16 protein-coding genes and 3 pseudogenes are annotated in these 21,931 nt (G+C 70.8%); 11 read left to right on the plus strand and 8 right to left on the minus strand.

Annotated elements, in window-relative coordinates:
- Positions 1–90: 90 nt before the first annotated feature.
- The 4 genes and pseudogenes from RB628_RS01505 (at position 91) to RB628_RS01520 (ending at position 4,919) form a co-directional block, all read left to right on the plus strand.
- Positions 91–1,710: an acyl-CoA synthetase gene (locus RB628_RS01505; protein WP_318318381.1), complete on the plus strand. Its 1,620-nt coding sequence runs from the start codon at positions 91–93 to the stop codon at positions 1,708–1,710.
- 134 nt (positions 1,711–1,844) lie between these two features.
- A complete protein-coding gene (locus RB628_RS01510; protein WP_318318382.1) occupies positions 1,845–3,665 on the plus strand; it encodes a sulfatase in 1,821 nt (606 codons plus the stop codon).
- 383 nt (positions 3,666–4,048) lie between these two features.
- Positions 4,049–4,310: pseudogene (locus RB628_RS01515) on the plus strand (hypothetical protein); the annotation flags it as partial.
- Between the two features lie 48 nt (positions 4,311–4,358).
- Positions 4,359–4,919, plus strand: a complete 561-nt coding sequence (locus RB628_RS01520; RefSeq protein WP_318318383.1) for a cysteine hydrolase family protein — start codon at positions 4,359–4,361, stop codon at positions 4,917–4,919.
- Between the two features lie 9 nt (positions 4,920–4,928).
- Here RB628_RS01520 and RB628_RS01525 read toward each other — a convergent pair whose 3' ends face one another.
- Complete coding sequence (locus RB628_RS01525) at positions 4,929–6,428, minus strand: acyl-CoA synthetase (protein ID WP_318318384.1); 1,500 nt, start codon at positions 6,426–6,428, stop codon at positions 4,929–4,931.
- A gap of 262 nt (positions 6,429–6,690) precedes the next feature.
- Between RB628_RS01525 and RB628_RS01530 the strand changes: the two are divergent.
- A pseudogene (locus RB628_RS01530) lies at positions 6,691–7,114 on the plus strand (penicillin acylase family protein); the annotation flags it as partial.
- Positions 7,115–7,186: 72 nt separating this feature from the next.
- On the opposite strand, the gene RB628_RS01535 reads toward RB628_RS01530, so the two are convergent.
- Positions 7,187–8,737 (minus strand): acyl-CoA synthetase, encoded by a 1,551-nt coding sequence (locus RB628_RS01535; protein ID WP_318318385.1) that lies wholly within the window; start codon positions 8,735–8,737, stop codon positions 7,187–7,189.
- On the minus strand, positions 8,734–9,861 hold the full coding sequence (locus tag RB628_RS01540; protein WP_318318386.1) for a nitronate monooxygenase family protein: 1,128 nt from the start codon (positions 9,859–9,861) through the stop codon (positions 8,734–8,736). The genes RB628_RS01535 and RB628_RS01540 overlap by 4 nt, the downstream gene beginning before the upstream one ends.
- Positions 9,862–10,032: 171 nt before the next feature.
- On the opposite strand from RB628_RS01540, the gene RB628_RS01545 reads away from it, so the two are divergent.
- Positions 10,033–11,811 carry a serine hydrolase gene (locus tag RB628_RS01545; RefSeq protein ID WP_318318387.1) on the plus strand — a complete coding sequence of 593 codons (1,779 nt, stop codon included), beginning with the start codon at positions 10,033–10,035 and terminating at the stop codon, positions 11,809–11,811.
- Positions 11,812–11,836: 25 nt separating this feature from the next.
- Here the strand turns inward: RB628_RS01545 and RB628_RS01550 are convergent, their stop codons facing one another.
- From RB628_RS01550 to RB628_RS01560, 3 genes and pseudogenes are all read right to left on the minus strand, one after another.
- A complete protein-coding gene (locus tag RB628_RS01550; RefSeq protein ID WP_318318388.1) occupies positions 11,837–13,423 on the minus strand; it encodes an NAD(P)/FAD-dependent oxidoreductase in 1,587 nt (528 codons plus the stop codon).
- Between the two features lie 459 nt (positions 13,424–13,882).
- Positions 13,883–16,117, minus strand: coding sequence for a serine/threonine-protein kinase (locus RB628_RS01555; RefSeq protein WP_318318389.1), 2,235 nt, complete (start codon positions 16,115–16,117; stop codon positions 13,883–13,885).
- A 57-nt stretch (positions 16,118–16,174) separates the two neighbouring features.
- Positions 16,175–17,022: pseudogene (locus tag RB628_RS01560) on the minus strand (oxygenase MpaB family protein).
- A gap of 533 nt (positions 17,023–17,555) precedes the next feature.
- On the opposite strand from RB628_RS01560, the gene RB628_RS01565 reads away from it, so the two are divergent.
- The 4 genes from RB628_RS01565 (at position 17,556) to RB628_RS01580 (ending at position 19,764) form a co-directional block, all read left to right on the plus strand.
- Positions 17,556–17,861 (plus strand): hypothetical protein, encoded by a 306-nt coding sequence (locus RB628_RS01565; RefSeq protein WP_318318390.1) that lies wholly within the window; start codon positions 17,556–17,558, stop codon positions 17,859–17,861.
- Positions 17,858–18,577 (plus strand): CBS domain-containing protein, encoded by a 720-nt coding sequence (locus RB628_RS01570; protein ID WP_318318391.1) that lies wholly within the window; start codon positions 17,858–17,860, stop codon positions 18,575–18,577. Before RB628_RS01565 ends, RB628_RS01570 begins: the two co-directional genes overlap by 4 nt.
- Before the next feature lie 73 nt (positions 18,578–18,650).
- Positions 18,651–18,878, plus strand: coding sequence for a hypothetical protein (locus tag RB628_RS01575; protein WP_318318392.1), 228 nt, complete (start codon positions 18,651–18,653; stop codon positions 18,876–18,878).
- Between the two features lie 373 nt (positions 18,879–19,251).
- Complete coding sequence (locus RB628_RS01580; RefSeq protein ID WP_318318393.1) at positions 19,252–19,764, plus strand: universal stress protein; 513 nt, start codon at positions 19,252–19,254, stop codon at positions 19,762–19,764.
- A gap of 103 nt (positions 19,765–19,867) precedes the next feature.
- Here RB628_RS01580 and RB628_RS01585 read toward each other — a convergent pair whose 3' ends face one another.
- Positions 19,868–19,999, minus strand: coding sequence for a hypothetical protein (locus RB628_RS01585; protein ID WP_318318394.1), 132 nt, complete (start codon positions 19,997–19,999; stop codon positions 19,868–19,870).
- A 118-nt stretch (positions 20,000–20,117) separates the two neighbouring features.
- Positions 20,118–20,540 (minus strand): Hsp20/alpha crystallin family protein, encoded by a 423-nt coding sequence (locus RB628_RS01590; RefSeq protein ID WP_318318395.1) that lies wholly within the window; start codon positions 20,538–20,540, stop codon positions 20,118–20,120.
- Positions 20,541–21,009: 469 nt separating this feature from the next.
- Here RB628_RS01590 and RB628_RS01595 point away from each other — a divergent pair, with 469 nt between their 5' ends.
- Positions 21,010–21,903 carry a universal stress protein gene (locus RB628_RS01595; RefSeq protein WP_318318397.1) on the plus strand — a complete coding sequence of 298 codons (894 nt, stop codon included), beginning with the start codon at positions 21,010–21,012 and terminating at the stop codon, positions 21,901–21,903.
- Positions 21,904–21,931 lie beyond the last annotated feature (28 nt).

Genomic DNA, 21,931 nt, shown 5'->3' on the forward strand with positions numbered 1-21,931 from the left:
TTCGGTGCGGCCCTTCACAGTTGCGGCGCCCTTTGCTCTGATGACCGGCGAGCCGACAACCGCCAGAGGCGCCCGGGGTCAGGAGGAGCGGTGGAGTACAACCTTGCCGATCTGTTCGAGTCGGTCGTCGATGTGGTGCCCGACCGTGCGGCACTCGTGTATCTCGACATACCCGGAACGGGTGCGGAACGCCGCCTGACCTACGCGGAGCTGGACGCCGCCGCCAACCGGGTCGCCCATCATCTGATCGACAGCGGGATACGCCCCGGCGAGCATCTGGGCCTCCATCTCTACAACGGGGTCGAGTACCTCCAGACCGTGCTGGGCTGCCTGAAGGCACGGATCGTTCCGGTCAACGTGAACTACCGCTACGTGGAAGAGGAGTTGGTGTACCTCTATCGGGACGCCAACCTCGCCGCCCTGGTGTTCGACGCGGAGTTCACGGAGCGGGTGGCGGCAGCGCGGCCGCGCGCCACGGCGTTGCGGCATCTGATCCGGGTGGGCGAACCGGCACCGGAGTCGCCCGAGTCGGCGGCGGTTCCCTTCACCGGGGCCGAGGCCTCCGGGTCCCCGGAGCGGGGCTTCCCGGCCCGCTCGGGGGACGACCAGTTCATCATCTACACCGGCGGCACCACCGGCATGCCCAAGGGCGTGATGTGGCGTCAGGAAGATCTGTTCTTCTCGGGGCTGGGCGGTGGCGCCCCGACCGGGGAGCCGGTCAAGTCCCCGCAGGAGCTGGCCGAGCGGGTCGCGGCCGGCGGGGCCGGGATCACCTTCTTCCCCACTCCCCCGCTGATGCACGGCACATCGACCCTGACCGCGTTCATCGCCTTCAACTTCGGGCAGCGGGTGGTGATCCACCGCAAGTTCGCGCCCGAGGACGTGCTCCGCACGATCGAGAAGGAGCAGGTCACCAGTGTGTCCCTGGTGGGCGACGCGATGCTGCGTCCACTGATCGACGCCCTGGGCGGACCCATGAAGGGCACGGACTGCTCGTCCCTGTTCAGTGTCTCGTCCTCCGGCGCGATCATGTCGGAGACGGTGCGTGCCCAGTTCCAGGCCCTCGTCCCGAACGTCATGCTGCTCAACAACTTCGGTTCGTCGGAGTCCGGTTTCAACGGGACGGCCACCGAGGACTCGGGCCCCGATCGCGGCTTCCGTATCCGCGTCCACTCCCGTACGCAGGTCGTGGATCCGGCGACCCACGAGCCGGTGCCCCCGGGCGAGGTGGGACGGATCGCCCAGTGCGGCCATGTACCGCTCGGCTACTACAACGACCCGCGGAAGACGGCGGAGACGTTCTTCGAGAAGGACGGCGAGCGGTGGGTGCTGCTCGGCGACATGGCGACCGTCGACGAGGAGGGCGTCGTCACCGTCCTCGGCCGGGGCTCGCAGTGCATCAACACCGGCGGCGAAAAAGTGTATCCGGAGGAGGTCGAACAGGCGCTCAAGTCCCATCCGGACGTCTACGACGCGCTGGTGGCCGGCGTTCCGGACGCGCGGTGGGGCAACCATGTGGCGGCGGTCGTGCAGTTGCGCGAGGGCGCGACGCAGCCGACCCTGACGGACGTACAGCTGCACTGCCGCACCCACCTCGCCGGTTACAAGATCCCCAGGCAACTGGTCATCGCGGCGGCGATTCAACGCTCACCGAGCGGCAAGGCGGACTACCGGTGGGCGCGGGAAGTGGCCGTAGCCGCAGATCAGTAGGGGTGGTACACCGTCGGAGCACTGAGCGCCTCCGACTGAACCGAAGGTGAATCCGAGCCGTACCGGTAGTGTCGGGGTGGGCCGCTTCGGCCGCTCCCACGCACCACCGGTCATCGCACGGAAGGACACTTCGGGTGTCGCACGTCACGCGCTCTCCTCAACCGTCGGACGCAGAGGACGACACGGCTCCGGACGAGGGGAAGCGACCGGACGACGACGCCGGGAAGCAGGAATCGGACGACGAGACCGCGCTGCCGGCGCCGCGCGACTCCGCGGAGCAGGACCCTGCCACCCGGCCCGCCCGGCGCAACTGGCGTGCCTGGCGGACCACTTACCCGCGTGCGGCCCGGACGGCGAACGTCACGGCGACCGTCCTGTCCGCTCTCCTGGTCGTCTTCGCGCTGCTCGTCCCGAACTCGTTCGACCGGCTGCTGCCGATCTCCTTCACGCGCATACCCGCCGAAGGGGTCCTGCTCGCCGGGATGCTGCTGGTCCTGCCACCCAGGGCGCGGCGGGTCATGACGGTGGTCACGGGCGTGTTCCTCGGTCTGCTGACCATCCTCAAACTCACCGACATGGGCTTCTTCCAGGTCCTGGGCCGCCCATTCAACCTGGTGTTCGACTGGATTCTGTTCGACGACGCCACGGACTTCCTCAAGGACTCGGTCGGTCCGACCGGCGCGGCCCTCGTGGTGATCGTGGTTGTCGTCCTCGTCATCGCCGTACTGACGCTGATGACGCTGGCCGTCGTCCGGTTGACGAACCTGATGGTGCGCCACCGGCAGACGTCCGCCCGGACCACACTCATCCTCGGCACCGCGTGGATCATGTGCATGACCCTGAACATCAACATCGCCGGACTCCCGGTGGCCGCCAAGTTCGACGCGGAGCTGGTCAGGAGCCGGGTGAACATGGTGCGAGACGGCATCCGGGACGGCCAGGTGTTCGCCAAGGAGGCGGCCGACGACGACTTCGCCGGGGTACCGCCGGACCAGTTGCTGACCGGGTTGCGCGGCAAGGACGTCCTCTTCACGTTCATCGAGAGCTACGGCCGTTCGGCGATCGACGACCCGGCGATGGCCGAGCAGATCGACGCGGTCCTCACCGAGGGGAACACCGGACTGGAGGCGGCCGGGTTCTCCTCACGGAGCGGCTGGCTGACGGCCCCCATCGCGGGCGCCGGCAGCTGGCTCGCGCACTCGACCTTCCTGTCCGGCCTGTGGATCAAGAACCAACAGCGCTACCGGACCCTGACCGCGAGCGACCGTATGACCCTCACCAGCGCCTTCGGCCGCACGGGTGCCTGGCGCACGGTCGGCATCGTGCCGGGTGTCCGCAAGGCGTGGCCGGAGGGCAAGTTCTTCGGCCTCGACAACATCTACGACTCCGAGCACCTCGGCTACCAGGGCCCGTACTTCAGCTGGTCGCCGGTGCCGGACCAGTTCAGCCTGGAGGCGTTCGAACGACTGGAGCGCGGCAAGAAGGACCGTGAGCCGATCATGGCGGAGATCATCCTGGCCTCCAGCCACAACCCGTGGGCGCCCATCCCCCGTATGGTCGGCTGGGACGAGCTCGGCGACGGCTCGGTCTTCGAGCAGATCAAGAAGGAGGGCAAGGACCCGACGGACGTCTGGAAGGACTCGGACAGCGTGCGCACCGAGTACCGCCGCGCCATCGAGTACTCGCTCACCAGTCTCACCCAGTACATCGAGCGGTACGGCGACGAGAACACGGTCGTCGTCTTCCTCGGCGACCACCAGCCCAACCCGACGGTCACCGGCAGCAATGCGGGCCTGGACGTCCCGATCACCGTCGTCGCCAAGGATCAGAAGGTGCTGGACCGGATCGCCGACTGGGGTTGGACGGAGGGCCTCAAGCCCGCCGACGACGCCCCGAAGTGGCGCATGGACCAGTTCCGCGACCGCTTCATGACGGCGTACGGGCCGGAGAAGTGACGCCGTCCGTCCCGAGGAAGGCCGCCACCAGGGCCAGGAACTCCTCGGGGCGGGTTGCATGGACCAGGTGTCCGGCGTGGCCGGTCACCAGCCGGGCCCGGGGGAGGCGCAGGACACTAGTGCGGCGACCTCCTGCTGGGGGATCGGGCTGCCGGGACCACCTCGATCACCGGTGTCGACACCGTGATGCTGGGCATGAGGTCCCACCAGACCGGATCGGGCGCGTTCCGCTGTGCGTCGGTGGCCCGGATCACGGCCCAGCCGAACGGCGGGTGCCCGTCGGGGCGTTCGGGGAGTGCCAGGACGGGTCTGGCGGTAACGGCGCGGGTACGTCCTCCAGGACGCGGCGACGTACGACGTCGGGGGCGTCCTGCGCCGGCAGCGAGTCCCGCCTCGGCCTCCTCGCCGTCCGGGCCGAGGCCTGCCCCGGCGCCACGCCCCAGGTCCCGGATCGCGGCGGCCCACGCCATCGCCACGTCGGCGAAGGACGGCATCGGTGTCCCGGCGGCGGTGGAGATCGTCGAGCCGGAGTCGCAGGATCGGTCGGTGGGGAAGATCGGGCGGGTGGTGGACCTCAGGTCGCACCGAGACCTCACCCGCGGCGGAAATACCAGGTCAGGGGCCGTTGTCAGTAGTCGGTTCTAGTCTGGGTGGCGAGATGAAGATCCGCGCCGAGGAGACGAAGAGGTTCCCATGACGACCCTGCCCGACAGGCCCAACAGCGCCCTGCTCGTCATCGACGTCCAGAACGGCGTGGTGGACGGCTCCCACAACCGCGACGAGGTGATCGCGAACATCAACACCCTCGTCGACAAGGCCCGCGCGGAGGACGTGCCGGTGGTCTGGGTGCAGCACTCCGGCGACGAGCTGAAGACGGGCAGCGAAAGCTGGGAGTACGTGCCGGAACTGGTCCGCCTCGACTCCGAGCCCCTGGTCCACAAGAGGTACGGCGACTCCTTCGAGGCCACCGAGCTGGAGGATGTCCTCGCCGAGCGCGGGGTCGGCCGTCTGGTCGTCACGGGCGCACAGACCGACGCGTGCATCCGCTCGACCCTGCACGGCGGCATCGTGCGCGGGTACGACGTCACCCTCGTCGGCGACGCCCACACCACGGAGGACCTCACGAAGTACGGCGCTCCGACACCGGCCGAGGTGATCGCGCACACCAACCTCTACTGGCAGTACCAGAACGCCCCCGGGCGCAGCGGCGGCACTGCCCGCACAGTGGAGACAGCGTTCACCACCGAGGCGTAGGGCCGTCTGTCACGAATCCGCGAACCGGTCCCTGAGCTCCCGCTTCAGGACCTTCCCGCTCGCGTTGCGCGGCAGCTCGTCCACGAAGACGACCCGCTTGGGCGCCTTGAAGTGGGCGAGCTGCTCGCGGGCGTGGGCGATGAGTTCGGCCTCCGTCACCTCGCCGCCCGGGACGACGACCGCTGTGACCGCCTCGATCCAGCGCTCGTCGGGGAGGCCGACGGCGGCCACCTCGGCGACCGCCTCGTGGGTGTACAAAGCGTCCTCGACCTGGCGTGAGGCGATCAGTACGCCACCGGAGTTGATGACATCCTTCACCCGGTCGACGACGGTGTAGTAGCCGTCGGCGTCCCGGACGACCAGGTCACCGGAGCGGAACCAGCCGTCGCGGAAGGAGGCGGCCGTCTCCTCGGGCTTGCCCCAGTAGCCCTCGCACAACTGCGGGGACCGGTAGACGACTTCGCCGGGTGTGCCGTCGGGCACGTCCTCGCCGTTCTCGTCGACCACCCGCGCGTCCACGAACAGCACCGGACGCCCGCAGGAGTCCAGCCGGCCCTTGTGCTCGAAGGGTCCGAGAACCATGGAGAGGGGGCCGATCTCGCTCTGGCCGAAGCAGTTGTAGAAGGCGAGTTTCGGGAGTCGCTCCCGCAGCCGTTCCAGGACCGGTACCGGCATGATCGACGCTCCGTAGTACGCCTTGCGCAGTCCGCCGAGGTCGCGGGTGGCGAAGTCGGGGCGGCCCGCGAGGCCGATCCACACGGTCGGCGGCGCGAACAGACTGTCCACCCGCCCCGCCTCGACGAGGTCGAGGATCGCGTCGCCGTCCGGTGCGTCGAGAACGATGTTCTGGGCGCCGACCGCGAGATACGGCAGCAGGAACACATGCATCTGCGCCGAGTGGTAGAGGGGCAGCGCATGGACGGGCCGGTCGCCGGCGCTCAGGTCCAGGGCGGCGATCGCGCTCAGGTACTCGTGCACCAGGGCGCGGTGGGTCATCATCGCTCCCTTGGGCAGTGCGGTGGTCCCGGACGTGTAGAGCAGCTGCACCAGGTTCTCGGTGCGCGACTCGGGCCCGTCGTACGGCGCGTGGTCGGTCAGTCGAGCGAGGAGGGAGTCTTCGGCGTCGCGGAGCGGTAGGGTCCGTACGCCGTCGGGGAGCCGGTCGGCCAGGTCCGGGTCGGCCAGGACCAGGGCGCTGCCGGACTGGTCCACGATGTAGGCGAGGTCGTCGCCGGTGAGGCTCTGGTTGACGGGGACGTGCACGAGTCCGGCGCGGGCGCAGGCGAGGAACGCGATCAGGTAGGCGTCGGAGTTGTGGCCGTAGGCGCCGACGCGGTCGCCGGGGGCCAGGCCCTCACCCCGCAGTAGGCCCGCCGCGCGGGAGACGGCCTCGTCGAGTTCTCCGTACGTCCAGGCACGCTCGCGGTACTCGACCGCCACCCGCGCCGGAACGCGCTGGGCGCTGCGCCGCAGCACCCCGTCAACCGTGCTCCCGTGTTGCTGCGTCATAGCCCATGATCCTGGTTCCGTCACCGAACGAGGTCAAGCACTGGCGGGGCCGGGAAACATACCCGTGGGTACGTCCAACCGCCCCTTCCCTCAATGACGTTGGGAAGCTCGATGCGTACCCGAACCAGACGGCTTGCCGTCACGGCCGTCGCAGCAATCACCGCCACGACAACACTGCCCGCCGCCACGGCGCAGAACGGGCAGGCCCAGGCATCACCGGGGTCACAGCGGTATCCGTGCCACGGCAGGCTCTCCGCCGTGATCCGCACCGGGCTTCACCAGGGCACTCGCCGACGCCGTGACGGAACCGCGCGCGGCGGGGATCGCGCTCGACGCCCGGCTCGGGGACCACCAGTACGCCGTAAGGAAGGGCCAACGCCTGCCGGTAGGCGGCGGGACCGAGTCTCTGGGCGTGTGGAACAGGATCGAGCCCGTGTCCGACACGGCGAACGGCGGCTACCGGGACAACGCGTCCGGCTCCAGCCACATCCAGGCCGTGGGCCGGGACGGCAGCCGCTGCCCGGTGGCGCGCAACTCTTGACGTACTCCCGGTCGTCGAATGCGAACTCGCCACGCTTCGCGGACGAGACGCGGCTGTTCCCGGCCAAGAAGTGGGTCAGCGCACGGTTCGCGACAAGGACATCCTGTGGTCGCCCGCGCTGCGGGTGATCCGGGTGCACGGCTGACGGACGCGCGGCCGGCCCGGTGTGGTCCCTTCCCTTTACCGGGCGGGACCACACCGCAGTTCACCAGACCGCTCACACAGGCCGCGTACGGCCCTCCCAGTAGGGGTCGCGCAACCGCCGCTTGTACAGCTTGCCGTTGGGATCGCGCGGCATCCGGTCGATGAAGTCGACGCTCTTGGGCCGCTTGTACCCGGCGAGCCGGCGAGCGCAGTGGCCGAGGATCTCGTTGGCGAGGTCGGGCCCGGCAACATGTCCGGGCGCGGCCTCCACGACCGCCTTGACCTCCTCGCCCCAGTCGTCGTGGGGGATGCCGAAGGCGGCGGCGTCGGCGACGGCGGGGTGAGCGAGCAGGGCGGCCTCGATCTCGGCGGGGTAGATGTTGACCCCGCCCGAGATGATCATGTCGATCTTGCGGTCCCGGAGGAAGAGGTAGCCGTCCTCGTCGAGGAGGCCCAGGTCGCCGACGGTGAAGAACTCACCGATGCGGCTCTTCCGGGTCTTGCTCTCGTCCTTGTGGTAGGCGAAGGCGCCGGTGCTCATCTTCATGTAGACGGTGCCGAGTTCGCCGGGCGGCAGCCGGTTGCCGTCGTCGTCGAAGATCGCGAGTTCACTGATCGGCCAGGCCCTGCCGACCGTACCGGGCTTCTTCAGCCAGTCCTCGGCGGTCGCGAACGCCCCGCCGCCCTCGCTGGCCGCGTAGTACTCCTCCACGCAGTCGCCCCACCAGTCGATCATTGCCCGTTTCACATGGTCGGGGCAGGGCGCGGCGCCATGGATGGCATGCCGCATGGACGTCACGTCGTACGCCCGCCGTACCCGCTCCGGCAGCGCCAGCAGCCGGTGGAACTGGGTCGGGACCATATGGGTGTGTGTGCAGCCGTGGGCGTCGATGACGCGGAGCATCTCCTCCGGTGTCCACTTGTCCATCAGCACCAGGCGGTGCCCGATGTGCAGGGACGCGCCCGCGAACTGGAGTACGGCCGTGTGGTAGAGCGGTGAGCAGACAAGGTGCACGTTCCCGTCGAACGGCTGGATGCCGAAGATGCCGAGGAACCCGCCGAGATACGCCTCCTCGGGCGGCTTGCCGGGCAGGGGGCGCCGGATGCCGCGCGGGCGGCCCGTGGTGCCCGAGGTGTAGTTCATGACCCAGCCGAGGGTACGGTCGTCGGGCGGCGAATCGGGCTGTCCGTCCAGGAGCTGGGCGTACGGCCGGAACCCGTCGACCTCGCCGACCGCGTACCGTTGCTCCGCCGGGAGCTGCGCCTCGTCGGCGGCGGCGCGTGCCGCGTCGGCGAACCGCTCGTGCGCGATGAGCACCTTGGCACCGGAGTCGGAGACGATCCAGGCGATCTCGGGCCCGACGAGGTGGTGGTTGACGGGGACGAGGTAGAACCCGGCCTGGGAGGCGGCCAGATACGCCACGAGGAACTCGACGCCGTTGGGCAGGACGGCGGCGAAGGCGTCGCCGCGTCCGAGTCCGGCTGCGCGCAGCCCGTGGACGAGCTGGTTGGTGGCGGCGTGCAGTCTTCCGGCGGTCCACTGTTCGCCGTCGGGTGCGATGAGGACAGTACACTCCGGGTCGGCGGCGGCCTGCGCCCAGAATCCGTTGGGGGTCTCGCTCACGGCTGGTCGCCCCTTCCGTCGGCGGTCCGTCCCGCGATTCGGTTGACTCGGTCCACAGCTTGCTCGAAGCCGCTGGTCAGCTCGTCGAAGACGGCCTGAACGCTTCGCTCGCTGTTCATCCGGCCGACGATCTGACCGACCGGCGTGCCGAGGAGCGGTGCGACCTCGTACTTCTGGATGCGGGAGACGGCTTCGGCCACGAGCAGACCCTGCAGGGGCATGGGCAGGGTGCCGGGTCCGTCGGAGGAGTCCCAGGCGTCGGTCCAGTCGGTGCGCAGCTGACGTGCGGGCTTGCCGGTCAGGGCGCGGGAGCGGACGGTGTCGCCGGAGCCGGCCGCGAGCAGTTTCTGCGTGAGCGCGGTCGAGTGCATGTCGGCCTCGGTGACGGTCAGCCAGAGGGAGCCCAGCCAGACCCCCTGGGCGCCGAGGGCCAGCGCGGCGGCCACCTGCCGTCCGCTGCCGATGCCGCCGGCGGCGAGCACCGGCAGCGGGTCGACGGCATCGACGACTTCGGGGGTGAGCACCATGGAGGCGATCTCGCCGGTGTGGCCGCCCGCCTCGTAGCCCTGTGCGACGACGATGTCGATACCGCCCTCGGCGTGCTTGCGCGCGTGCCGGGCGCTGCCCGCGAGGGCCGCGACGAGCACCCCCTGCTCGTGCGCGCGGGCCACGACATCGGCGGGGGGCGAGCCCAGGGCGTTCGCCAGCAGTTTGATCGGGTAGTCGAAGGCCACGTCGAGCTGGTTACGGGCGACCTGCTCCATCCACCCGGTGATGCGCCACCCGGACGCCTCGCCCTCGGCCAGTTCGGGCACACCGTACTTGGCCAGGGTGTCGCGGACGAACTGGCGGTGCCCCTCGGGGATCATCGCCTCGACCTCGACCTCGGTCACCCCCTCGACCTTCCGGGCCGGCATGACGACGTCCAGCCCGTACGGCCGGCCGTCGACATGCGCCTCGATCCAGTCCAGGTCGCGTCTGAGATCGTCCGGCGCCGTGTAGCGGACCGCGCCGAGCACCCCGAATCCCCCGGCCCGGCTGATGGCCGCGGCGACGGCGGGGAACGGCGTGAAGCCGAAGACGGCGTGCTCGACTCCCAGTTTCTTGCTCAGCTCCGTCTGCATGGCCGCAGGATGCCGCAGTCCTCCGGACGAGGGAAGACCTTTTCTGATACACCGTCAGATTCTTGGCCATCGGGCACGTGCGGTTGACACACACCACGGGTGACACGAAAGTTTCACCCCGCAGGGCAGTCCCGAAAGGCATTTTCACGCAGCGCGGCGGGAGGCTCCCCGGTGGAGGAAGACGCAGCAGGCAGCGAACTGACGCGTCGTCAGTTCGGTCGACGCACCCTCGCATTGGGCGGCGCCCTGGCCTTCGCCTCCTTCCCGGCAGGCCCGGCCGCGGCCACTCCCAGGACGACTGGCGGCCACCCGGCCCTTCACCCCGGCTCGCCCGAACGGGCCGGACTCCTCCCCCAGCACCTGCACCAACTGGCCACGGACGCCGCAGCGTTCCTCGATCCCTCCCCCAAGCACCCCTGGTACGCGGGCGCGGTCCTGCTCGCCGGGCGTGGCGGCACGGTTGCGCTGCATCAGCCGATCGGCATGGCGGTGCGCTATGCCGCGTACGACGAGGAGACGGACACCGGGGTCGAGTTCCCGGCCGCGGAGCAGATCCCGATGGCCGAGGACACCGTCTTCGACCTCGCCTCGGTCTCCAAGCTGTTCACGTCGATCCTGGCCGTGCAGCAGCTGGAGCGAGGTGCACTGGCGCTGGAGGGAAAGGTCGCCGCGTACCTGCCGGAGTTCGCGCGGGCGGGCAAGCAGGACATGACGATCCGTCAACTCCTGACTCACACTTCGGGATTCCGCTCTTGGATCCCGCTCTACAACGCCCCGACCTACGAGAAGAAGCTCGAACTCATCTGGAACGAGGCGCCCCTGAACCCGCCGGGCACCAGGTACCTCTACTCCGACCTCAATCTGATCTCGCTCCAACTGGTCCTGGAGAAGATCACCTCTACGCCTCTGGACATCCTGCTCCACAACGAGATCACCGCTCCGCTCGGCATGCGCCGCACGCGCTACAACCCGCCCGCCTCCTGGAGGCCGGGGATCGCCGCCACCGAGGACGCCCGCGCGCCCTGGTCCGGACTCGACCGGGGTCTGGTGTGGGGCGAGGTGCACGACGAGAACGCGTTCAGCCTCGGTGGCGTGGCCGGCCATGCCGGTGTGTTCTCGTCGGCCTGGGACCTTGCTGTTCTCGGCCGTACGCTGCTCAGCGGCGGCGCGTACGGCAGGACCCGCATTCTGTCGCCCGCCTCGGTCGAGCTGATGTTCACCGACTTCAACACCGCCTTCCCCGGGGACGAGCACGGTCTCGGCTTCGAGCTCTACCAGCACTGGTACATGGGCGCGATGGCCACACCCCGCACCGCGGGACACACCGGCTTCACCGGCACCTCGCTCGTCCTCGACCCGACGACCGACTCCTTCCTTGTCGTTCTCGGCAACTCCGTGCATCCCGTGCGCAGTTGGCGTTCCGGTTCCGCGCCCCGGGTCGCCGCCGCGAACAACCTGGCCCGCGCGGTACCGGTCCGGCCACGCCAGGGACGTACGGCCTGGTTCGCCGGCCTGGCGAGTGCCACGACGGCGACCCTCACCCTCCCGGCCCTCGCCACCACCGCCGGCTCCCGCCTGCGCTGCGCCCTGTGGTGGGACACCGAGCCGCAGTCCGACGCCCTGTTCCTGGAGTCCTCGGCCGACGGCGGCACAACCTGGCAGGCGGTCCCGTTCACGACCGCGGCCGCCGACGGCACCGAGCAGGAGCATCCGGCGGGTTCGGTGACCGGTTGGTCGGGGCGCGTCTGGCACCGCGTCTCGGCGGACCTTCCCGCCGCGCCGGCCCTCGTCCTGCGCTGGCGGTACACGACCGACCGGCTGTACGCGGGCCGGGGAGCCTACGTCGACGGCCTGACCGTTCGGGGCGATGCCGGAACCGCCTTCGACGAAACGCGCCCGGCGGACGCGGCACGCATCGGGGCGGTGGGCTGGACGGCCTCCGCGAACTGACCCGGCGCATTGGCCGCGCCGACGCTCAGTCCTCGTCCGCCTCCAGCACTGCCATGGCTGCGTTGTGCCCCGGCACCCCGCTCACCCCGCCCCCGCGCACCGCGCCCGCCCCGCACAACAGGACGTTCGGATGCCGGGTCTCCACGCCCCACCGCCCGCTGTCCTCCTGCGCGTACGGCCAGGTGAGGTCCCGGTGGAAGATGTTGCCGCCGGGCAGGCGCAGGTCGCGTTCCAGGTCGAGGGGGGTCTTCGCCTCGATGCAGGGGCGTCCGTCGGCGTCGGTGGCCAGGCAGGCCGTGAGGGGTTCGGCGAGGTGGGCGTCGAGCTGCGCGAGGGTCGACTTCAGCAGCTCGTCCCGGACGGCGTCGTTGTCGTGCGCGAACAGCCGTGCGGGCGTGTGCAGGCCGAACAGGGTCAGCGTGTGGTAGCCCTGCTCGACGAGGTCCGGGCCGAGGATCGTCGGGTCGGTGAGCGAGTGGCAGTAGATCTCCGACGGCGGCGCGGCGGGCAGCTCACCTGCGGTCGCCTGGGCGTGGGCGGCGGCCAGCTGCTCGTACCCCTCGGCGATGTGGCAGGTCCCGGCGAACGCATCGCGCGGGTCGACGGAGGTGTCCTTGAGCCCCGGCAGCCGTGTGAGCAGCATGTTCACCTTGAGCTGGGCGCCCTCGGCCGGGCTCGGCGGTGCGTCCCCCGTCAGCGAGGCGAGTTCCTGCGGCGAGGCGTTCACCAGGACGTGACGTGCGCCGACGGTGGCCTCCCCGTCAGCTGTCCGGTAGGTCACCTCGGCCGCGCGGCCGTCCGTGTCCACCCGTACGACCTCGTGGCCGGTGGAGAGCACGGCGCCCGCGTTCCGGGCGGCGCCGGCCAGCGCGTCGGTGAGAGCGCCCATGCCGCCCACGGGCACGTCCCAGGCGCCGGTACCGCCGCCGATGACGTGGTACAGGAAACAGCGGTTCTGCCGCAGGGAGGGGTCGTGGGCGTCGGCGAAGGTGCCGATCAGCGCGTCGGTGAGGACGACACCGCGTACGAGGTCATCGGTGAAGTTCGCTTCGACTGCGGTGCCGATCGGCTCCTCGAAGAGGGTGCGCCAGGCGTCCTCGTCGTCGACGCGGCGGCGGAGTTCGTCGCGGGTGGGCAGAGGCTCGGTGAGCGTGGGGAACACCCTTTCGGCGACGCGGCCGGTCATGCCGTAGAAACGCCGCCAGGACTCGTACTCGCGTTCACCTCCGGTGAGGCGCGCGAAGGCCTCGCGGGTGCGGCGCTCACCTCCGCCGACGAGCAGTCCGGTGGGCCGGCCGTCCCGTTCCACGGGGGTGTACGAGGAGACGGTGCGCCCGCGCACCCGGAAGTCCAGGCCGAGATCGCGCACGATCTTCCGGGGCAGCAGGCTGACCAGGTAGGAGTAGCGCGAGAGCCGGGCGTCGACCCCGGCGAAGGGGCGGGTCGAGACGGCGGCACCGCCGGTGCCGGCCAGCCGTTCCAGGACCAGCACGGACTTTCCGGCGCGGGCCAGGTAGGCGGCGGCGACGAGGCCGTTGTGGCCGCCGCCGACGATCACCGCGTCGTATCGGTCGTGGCGGTCGGGTCGGTCGTGGCGCTCGTGTGCGGGCATGGTTCTTCGTAACACGTCATGATCCACCCCGGCCATAGCTGTACGGCCGAGGGGCCGCGGGCGCCCCGGACCCGTCCGGCAGATCACGCGGGGGACGCGGAGCCCGGCGCCCCCCTCGCCCAGCGGCGCCGCCGTAGGCAGCCCGCTCCTCCACCCTCGGTTTCGCCCGCTCGGGCCCCATGGCATCGCCCCGGCCACGACAGCAGCCGATTGCGGCATCCACACCACCTCGCATCCCGCCCCGCCCCCACTCGACCTCGCCCACACAAAGCCCGCAGCCCCCGGCCCCACCGCATCCCCGCGTCACGTCATCAGCGGCCGATGCCGGCGAGTCCGCCGCCTTGGTGTCAGACACTGCCCGCAGGACACGGCTGGCGCGGGCGAAGGGCCTCCATCGCCCCACTCACCTGCGCTGTCAGGCGACGCAACTGTCCTCGGCCCGACCTGCCGGACGGGCCCTCAATGGCCGGACGCCCGCTGCTGCCGCAGCACGGCCACCCTCCGGTACAGCTCGACGGCCTCGGCTCCCCGGCCGAGCTGCTCCAGACAGTGCGCCTCGTCGTTGCGGCTGGCGAGAGCGTCGGGGTGGTCGGCGCCCAGGACCTGTTCGCGGGCGGCCGCGACCCGCCGGTACTCCGTCAGGGCGTCGGGCCAGCGGCCGAGCCAGCCCAGGCCGACGGCCACCTCACGGCGGCTGACCAGCGTGTCCGGATGGTCGGCGCCCAGGACCCGCTCGCGGATCGCGCACACGTCGCGCGACTCGGCGAGCGCCTCCTCCCAGCGGTCCAGCCGACCGAGGTTGACGCCGAGGCCATGCCGGGCGCGCAGGGTCTCGGGGTGCGCGGGGCCGTTGACCCGGCTGCGGTCGTCGACCAGGTCGCGGTACAGCTTGAGGGCCTCCGCGCTGCGGCCGAGCCGCCCGAGGCTGATGCCGACCTCGTAGCGGGCGGCGAGCGTGTCGGGGTGGTCGGGGCCGAGCGCCTCGGCACGCGCCCCGGCGACCTCCTGATACGTCCGCAGAGCCTCGGGCCAGCGCCCCAACTGGCCGAGTGCGTATGCGACTTCGTACTGCGTGACCAGGGTGTCGGGATGTGTGGCGCCAAGCACCCGGGCGCGCGCCGCCGCCACCTCGCAGGCCATCCGGTACGAGTCCTCCAGGCGTCCCAGACGGCTCAGGTTGAAGGCGAGGTTGTGCCGGCAGCGCAGGGTGTCCGGATGGTCGGGGCCCATCGTGCGCTCGCGGGCGGCCAGGACGGTCGTGTAGGTCTGGTGCGCCTCGAAGTGACGGCCCAGCTGTCCCAGGACATAGGCCATTTCCTGCCGGGCGGCCAGCGTGTCCGGGTGCTCGGCGCCCAGGATCCGCTCCCTTTCCCGGGCCACATGGGTGTACTCGCGCAGGGCGTCTGCGGCACGGCCGGTGCGGCTGAGGGTGAAACCGACCTCGTATCGGCTGGCCAGGGTCTCGGGGTGGGCGGGGCCGAGGATGTGCTCGCGTTCGGCGGCGACCGCGCGGTGCACCTCGCCCGCCTCGGCCCAGCGACCGAGGCGCCCCAGGCTCAGGCCCGCGTTGTGCCGCCCGGCCAGCGCGTTGAGCGTCCCGGGCGAGGGAGCGGGCGGCTGCTGCGGTACGGGTTCCTCGGGGCGGCCGGTCACCGGGCGGGCGATCCAGTCACCGGTGAGGCCGGCCGACGGGTCCGGGGGTGTGGTGCCCATCACGGCGCCGGTCGCCTTGTGGCCGGTGGTCATGCCCCGGGTCCAGGACGGCAGCCGGGGCTCGCGGGCGGCGGGCTCGGGGGGCCGGAACTGGGGCTGCGGGGTGACGACGGTCGGCACATACAGCGGGGTGGCCCGGCCCGCGCTGATCCTGCGGGCCAACTCCCGTGCGTCGTGCGGACGGTCCTCCGGGAGCTTGGAGAGAAGGGCCAGGATGACCCGTTCCAGGAACTCGGGCACTTCGGAGCGGTGGCTGCGCGGCGGCTCGGGCAGGGTGTCGCGGTGTCCGACGAGCACCGCCCAGGCGTCGCCGAGGTCGAACGGCGGCACCCCGGTAGCCAGCTCATAGAGCACGCATCCGAAGGAGTACAGATCGCTGCGCTGGTCGACCTCGCCGCCGCTGATCTGCTCCGGCGACATGTAGTGCGGGGTGCCCATCGCGATACCGGTGCCGGTCAGCCGCGAGGTGAAGCCGATGTCGTGACCGAGGCGCGCTATGCCGAAGTCGCAGATCTTCACCGTACCGTCGGTCAACCGCATGATGTTCGCGGGCTTCAGGTCACGGTGGACGATGCCCTGTTGGTGGGTGTAGGCAAGGGCCGCGGCGACCTGGTCGGCGATGTCGACGACGTCCGGGACGGGCAGCGGATGATGCTTGTTGTCCTCCAGGAGCTGGCTCAGATTGCGCCCCTCCAGCAGTTCCATGACGAGGTAGAGCACCCCTTCGGACTCGCCGAAGTCGTGCACGACGGTCACCCCGCGGTGCTGCAACGCGGCGGCCACCCGCGCCTCGCGCCGAAACCGCTCCCGCAGGACACGGGTGAAGGAGTGGTCGTGGTGCGGCCCGAGCGGTTTCAGGCACTTCACGGCGACCTGCCGCCCCAGCGACTCATCGCGCGCACGCCACACTTCCCCCATGCCACCGCGCCCGATCAGATCGATCAGCCGGTACCGGCTCTGGATCAGTCTGGTGTCCGCCATCTCCTGCTGTCGCCCCCGGTCCTGTCCGCCCTCCCCTGGCCCGTCCAGTATGGCGAGCTATCGTCCGAGTTTGTACGGCGCGGGGCGTGAGCCGGGGCCGAGCCGTGACATGGCCCGCAGGATGTGTTTGGGCGGGAGTTGCCAGCGAAGGCGTGCGGGAACGCAGCGCAGCAGGGTGCCGGTGACACGCAACTGCCGGGTGACGGCGGCCGGTTCGGGGGCGGCCCTGCCGTACAACTCGTGGGCGTACGGCGGCAGAGAGGCGTACGCCAGGTGCGCCACGCGCCGCCACAGCACCTCACGCGCCGGGACGAGCAGGGGGTGCGTCGGGGGACGGAGCAGGAAGTCGTCCACTTCGTGCGCCTCGGCTCCGGCGGTCAGTTCGGGCCGTACCTTCTCGAAGTACGCGCGCATCTCGGTCTGGTTCGCCGGTACGGCGTCGGGATCGAGGCCCACCAGGCTGGCGCTGACCAGGTTTTCGCGGATACCGGTCGGCGTGGACGTCGGCGATCGGGTATCCGGAGCGACGCATGACGTGCAGATAGGAGTCGATCTCGGCGCAGTGCACCCACAGCAGCAGCCCCGGTTCGTCGACGCCGTACCGCTCCCCCGTGTCCGGGTCGACGGCGGACAGCATGCTGTGGATCTTCCGCACCCGGGCGCCCGCGCGCTCGGCCGCCTCCGTGGTGCCATTAGGTCGTCGTGCCGACGAAACTCGCGGTGCGCAGCAGCCGGCCCCAGGCTTCCTTCCGGAAGTCGGAGTTCTGCGTGACTCCGCGCACCGCGCGCGGGTGCAGCGCCTGGAGGTACAGCGCGCGGATTCCGGCGACCCACATCATGGGGTCGCCGTGGAGCTGCCACGTCACGGACCGGGGGCCGAACAGCCCCGGGTCATCGTGTCTCATAGACCTTCCTGTCCTACGCCGCACAGGCCGCTCCCGCCTTCTTCCGGCAGCCTTCGACGGCGCATCACCGATAGCCGCGTCACCCGGGTTCCTTTCCAGAGCACCGCTGAGTCATTCTCGCCCGGCACAGCGGGCCTCGACCGTGGGACGCCGGCACCCTCCCCGCAGGTGTCAGGGGTGGGGGTGCGTCACGCCTCGCTGTGGTGCGGCAGAGAGGTTCGGCATCAGCGTCCCACCCGGGGCGGGAGGGGCAGGGGCGATTCGCCCCCGGCCCGGTCCGTTCGGCCCCTCCCCCGGTACTGCGGCGCTCGGCCGGGTCCGCCGTGCGGTGCGTCCTGCGGAACGAGGGCCGATCGGCCCCGTCACCTGCCCGTTCAGCCCCTGGGTCGACCGGCTCGTGCAGCCGAGTCTGGAGGTGAGGCCCGGAGGTTCACCATGACCGACGCCAGCAAGCAGCGGTACCCGCCCTGCTCAGCGACGGCACCACCGTCCGGATCAAGTGGGCGAGCCACGGTGACCGCGACGGCCGTCCGATGGGACTCGTCGAGTACGGCCACGAGCTGGTCGCAGCCCCGTCCGCTGTCCCGCTGCTCTTCGGCCGCGGCACGACTCGCGCCGCGGAGTCCGAGGCACTGGGTCATCTGCTGCACCGGCTGTCACGGACGGCCTGCGACGTGCCGCAGCCGTCCGCGGCGGATCTCGATCCGGCGCCGGCCGGGCCGCACGGCCTCCAGGCCCTCGGCGCCGCGTGCAGCTGCTGCCGCGCCGCATGGACAACCCGTATCGGCGCCGACGGCGCCGAGCGGGTTCCCGTAGCCCCAGAGGAGGACCAGCCATGAAACCCACGAAGATCGGCGCCCTCATGGTCGACGAAGTCGTCACCGTGGACCGCGACACCCCGTTCAAGGAAGTGGCCCGGCTTCTGGAGGCCCATCGCATCAGCGGGCTTCCGGTGACCGACGAGGACGACAAGGTGCTCGGGGTGATTTCCGAGACCGATCTCATGCTCCGCCAGTCGCGTCGGCCCGGACGCGACCCGACTCTCGGTGCCCGGCTGAGCCGTACCTTCCGGCGGGCAGGACGCAAGAGCCGGGCCTGCACGGCGGACGGGCTCATGTCGTCGCCCGCTGTCACTGTCCGGGCGGAGACGACCGCCACGGAGGCCGCCCGGACCATGCTCGGCCACCGCGTCAAGCGCCTGCCCGTGGTGGACGAGGAGGACCGCCTCATCGGCATCGTCACCCGCCGTGACCTGCTGAAGGTCTTCCTGCGCACCGACGACGAGATTCGGCGGGACGTGCAGGAAGGGGTGCTCGCCGACACACTCTGGCTGAACCCGCGCACCGTCGAGGTGCGTGTGCGCGAGGGCGTCGTGACCCTTGCCGGACAGCTGGAGCGACGCAGTGAGAAGTCCGTCGCGCTCGCGATGACCCGTCGTCTGGACGGAGTGCTCGGGGTCGTCGACCACCTGACGTATCAACTCGACGACCGCCGTCTGAAGCCGGCCGAACAGGCCCTGCACGGCGTGGCCGACGACTGGCTGCGCAAGCTCTGAACCGGCGCTCCGGCGCCTTCACCAACCCGGCCGACCCGGTGGGCCCGTGGCGGCCAGCCCAAAGGGGGCAGCAATGACACTCGTCCCGCTCGTTCTGATCGGCGCGGCCGTGCTGGGCGCATGCCTGGTCTTCGGCTACAGCTCCTTCATCGTTGGTTTCGCCCTGATGTCCGTCGGTATCCTCGGTGTCGTCGCGTTCGTCGGCGCACAGGGCGCGATCCGGCGCCCTGGCGAGAACGAGGTGGTCATCGAACGGCGTTATCTGGGCGACCACGACGACCACAGGCACTACCGGTCGTGACCGTCACCGGTTCGCGACGTCTCTACCTGGTGAAGCGGCCGATCCCACTCCCCACCGCCTCACCAGGTGACGACCTGCCGAAAACCCTGCCATGATCACGACACTCGGCGTCCCTGCTTCCGCGCAGAGGCACCCACCTGGCGGTCTTCGACCCTGGCTGCCGCTGGGCCCTCGCGGTCGGCTGCCCCGGTCGGAGGCCGTGGAAACGACCGCCGTCGGTTTCGCCTCGGTTCTCACAGGCCTGTGAGACCGCTGTACTGAAACCGGTCACCGCCAAGGGACCGTTCGGCACAAGACCGGAGCCCATCGGCCCATGCGGTGGTCCGCGGATCGCGGGCATCGTGGGACCGACGGTACGTCGAGGGAGGTCGCCATGGAGGACCGCACAGCCGGGGACGGCATCGTGGTGGGCATCGACGGGTCCGGGGCGTCCATGGCCGCGCTGCGGTGGGCGGCCGAACAGGCCCGTGCACTGCACACACACGTCGTCGCCGTGCACGCCTGGGAGCCCAAGGGGTTCGGATTGGCCCCCTACGCTCGTGTGCCGACCGGCCCGACACACGCCGAGCAGCGCGTCGAGGCAGCGCGGTTGCTCGCCTCGACCGTACGGAAGGTCTTCGGTCCGCGGATCGACGACTCGGTACGGGCCGTCGTAGTGGAAGGGCCGCCCGCGCGCATGCTGCTGGAACAGACGAGTGGAGCTGTGCTGCTCGCGCTCGGACACAAGACGCACGAGCAGGACGGTCTGCCTGCCTTCGGCATGGTCGGCCGCGCTTGTCTGCGCGGCGCGAAGGTGCCCGTCGTCGCCGTGCCCGCCACCGAGCGGCACACCGCACCGCTCAGGGTTGTCAGCGCGTCTCGCGGCTCGCGCAGAGGAGCTGCGTGACGGGGCGGGCAGACGGTCGACCGGACCGGCGCGTGAGAACGGCGCCTTGCCGGACGGCCCTCGACTGCCGGGGCCGAGTGACCGTCCGATGTCCATGGACGAATCAGGTCCCGCAGCGCGAGACCGGGATGAGCGGCATCGGGTCGCCGTCCAGGACGACGGTGGCGACGATGCCGGATGGGACGGCCAGGGACGACATGCTCCCGGCCGTCTCCCACACGGCGACGGAGACCAAAGTAGGCGCCGCCTTCCGGTGGCGCTCGGCCTTCCGGCAGGCGGACGGCGCAGCGAAACGTGTGCGTGGCCGGACGACCGGCCACGCACACGCGGTGCGGCGCGGCGCACGACGGCGCTCAGACGTGCCGCACGGAAATCGTCCTGGTGCCTTCCTTCTTCTCCGGCACCGGGACCGTGACGGTCAGGACCCCGTCCTTGTACTCCGCGGTCGCCTCGTCCCCCTCGGCACCGGCCGGAAGCCGGACCACGCGGGTCAGGGTGCCATAGCGGAACTCGGTGTGGTGCTTGTCCTTCGTCTCCTCGATGCGCTCGGCGCGCAAGGTCAGCAGGCCTTCCGTGACGGTGATCTCGACGTCCTTCTCGGGGTCGATGCCCGGGAGTTCGGCCCGCAGTACGTACGTTCCGTCTGTCAGCCGCTCCTCGATACGGATGCCGTGCGTCCCCGGCGCGGTCTGCGCCACGGGGAACCCGCTGTCGACCCACCCGAACAGGTCAGGCAGCGTCGCCCAGTTGGGCAACCTCTCGATCATGCCGCTCATGTCACCCTCCTCATTCCCTTCCGCTTACCAGCGTCCCGCGCCTCGGCGGAGGCCGGGTGGGGCCGACCGGCCCCAACGCAGGGCCCTTTGGGCCCTGTCAGCCGCTCATCCTCTTCCGCCGGCGCGGGCCGACGGGCGCGTAGCGGGGCTGGTGAGACGTTCGGACGGACCCGTGCGCTCGATCGGCTGGACCTGACGGTCGCCACCGGCTCGGTGCACGTTCTCCCCGGCCCCGACGGGGCGGGCAGGACCACGGCCGTCCAGGTCTGAGACCGCTCGGCCCGGCCGGATTGCGACGGCGGGACGTCGGCCAGGTTCCCGTGGACGGCTCGGCTGCCGTGCAGAGGGGCCGTTCGGCCCTGTGGTCGGGACGCACCGGCCCCTGACGGCGGTGGGGCCGGCGCGCCGATTCTGGTGGGGCAGGGTCCGCACACTTTCGTACGGACACCGGCCAGAGGAGGTGTCGGTCATGCTGCGCCCCGTTGTCGTGGGAATGGACGGATCGAAGGAGAGCGTCGCCGCCGCGGAGTGGGCGGCCCGGGAGGCGCTCAGGCGCGGTCTGCCGCTGCGTCTGGTGCACGCCTGGGAGGGGGGTACGGCCCCCACCGAGTCGAAGCTGCCCGAACTGGACGCACCGCGCCACTGGTCGCGGCGCATCGTGCGCGACGCCATGGATCGCATCAACGAACGCTATCCGCAGCTCTTTCTGAGTGCCGCGCAGATCTCCCGTCCCGCCTCCGACGCTCTCGTCGCCGCGGGGGACGAGGCCGAGCTGCTGGTACTGGGCAGCCGTGCGTTCAGCGGCTTCGGCGGCTTCATGGCCGGATCCGTCGCGCTGGCGACAGTCGCCCATGTGACGCGCCCGGTCGTCCTCGTGCGGGCGGACGAGACCCTGGAGGCCGAGCACCTGCCGGACGCGGAAAGCCGCCCTTCCACGGTCACCCCGTACCGTGACGTCGTCGTCGGCGTCGACCCCGCGAACGCGTGCGAGGAGGTGCTCGCCTTCGCCTTCGAGAGCGCGATGCTGCGGGCGGCGCCGCTGCGGGCCGTGTACACGTGGCAGCTGCCGTACATGGAGGCAGCCGCGGAGGCGAAGGCGCGCAGGGCAGTGGGGGCGCGCGCCGCGAAGACGCTGACCGCCGTGCTGCGTCCGTGGCGGGAGAAGTTCCCCACCGTCGAGGTCCACGAGCTGGCACCGGAGGGCAGCGCCGCCCAGCGGCTGGTGGATGCCACCCAGGACGCCGGCCTGCTGGTCGTCGGCCGCCACATCCGCCCGGCCAGGCTGGGCACGCACACCGGGCCCGTCGCACACGCGGTGATGCATCACGTCCGTTGCCCGGTCGCCGTCGTGCCGCACCAGTGAGTGTCCCGCACCGGATCCCAGGACAGGA

Origin of the sequence: Streptomyces sp. ADMS (genome assembly GCF_033441795.1) — a bacterium.
Lineage (GTDB): Bacteria > Actinomycetota > Actinomycetes > Streptomycetales > Streptomycetaceae > Streptomyces.

Excerpts from the sequence above, each read along its gene's own strand:
- RB628_RS01575 (WP_318318392.1), top strand. The coding sequence starts at position 18,651 with ATGACACTCGTCCCGCTCGTTCTGATCGGCGCGGCCGTGCTGGGCGCA.
- RB628_RS01555 (WP_318318389.1), bottom strand. The coding sequence starts at position 16,117 with ATGGCGGACACCAGACTGATCCAGAGCCGGTACCGGCTGATCGATCTG.
- RB628_RS01550 (WP_318318388.1), bottom strand. The coding sequence starts at position 13,423 with ATGCCCGCACACGAGCGCCACGACCGACCCGACCGCCACGACCGATAC.
- RB628_RS01580 (WP_318318393.1), top strand. The coding sequence starts at position 19,252 with ATGGAGGACCGCACAGCCGGGGACGGCATCGTGGTGGGCATCGACGGG.
- RB628_RS01595 (WP_318318397.1), top strand. The coding sequence starts at position 21,010 with ATGCTGCGCCCCGTTGTCGTGGGAATGGACGGATCGAAGGAGAGCGTC.
- RB628_RS01565 (WP_318318390.1), top strand. The coding sequence starts at position 17,556 with ATGGGACTCGTCGAGTACGGCCACGAGCTGGTCGCAGCCCCGTCCGCT.
- RB628_RS01540 (WP_318318386.1), bottom strand. The coding sequence starts at position 9,861 with ATGCAGACGGAGCTGAGCAAGAAACTGGGAGTCGAGCACGCCGTCTTC.
- RB628_RS01520 (WP_318318383.1), top strand. The coding sequence starts at position 4,359 with ATGACGACCCTGCCCGACAGGCCCAACAGCGCCCTGCTCGTCATCGAC.
- RB628_RS01570 (WP_318318391.1), top strand. The coding sequence starts at position 17,858 with ATGAAACCCACGAAGATCGGCGCCCTCATGGTCGACGAAGTCGTCACC.
- RB628_RS01525 (WP_318318384.1), bottom strand. The coding sequence starts at position 6,428 with ATGACGCAGCAACACGGGAGCACGGTTGACGGGGTGCTGCGGCGCAGC.
- RB628_RS01590 (WP_318318395.1), bottom strand. The coding sequence starts at position 20,540 with ATGAGCGGCATGATCGAGAGGTTGCCCAACTGGGCGACGCTGCCTGAC.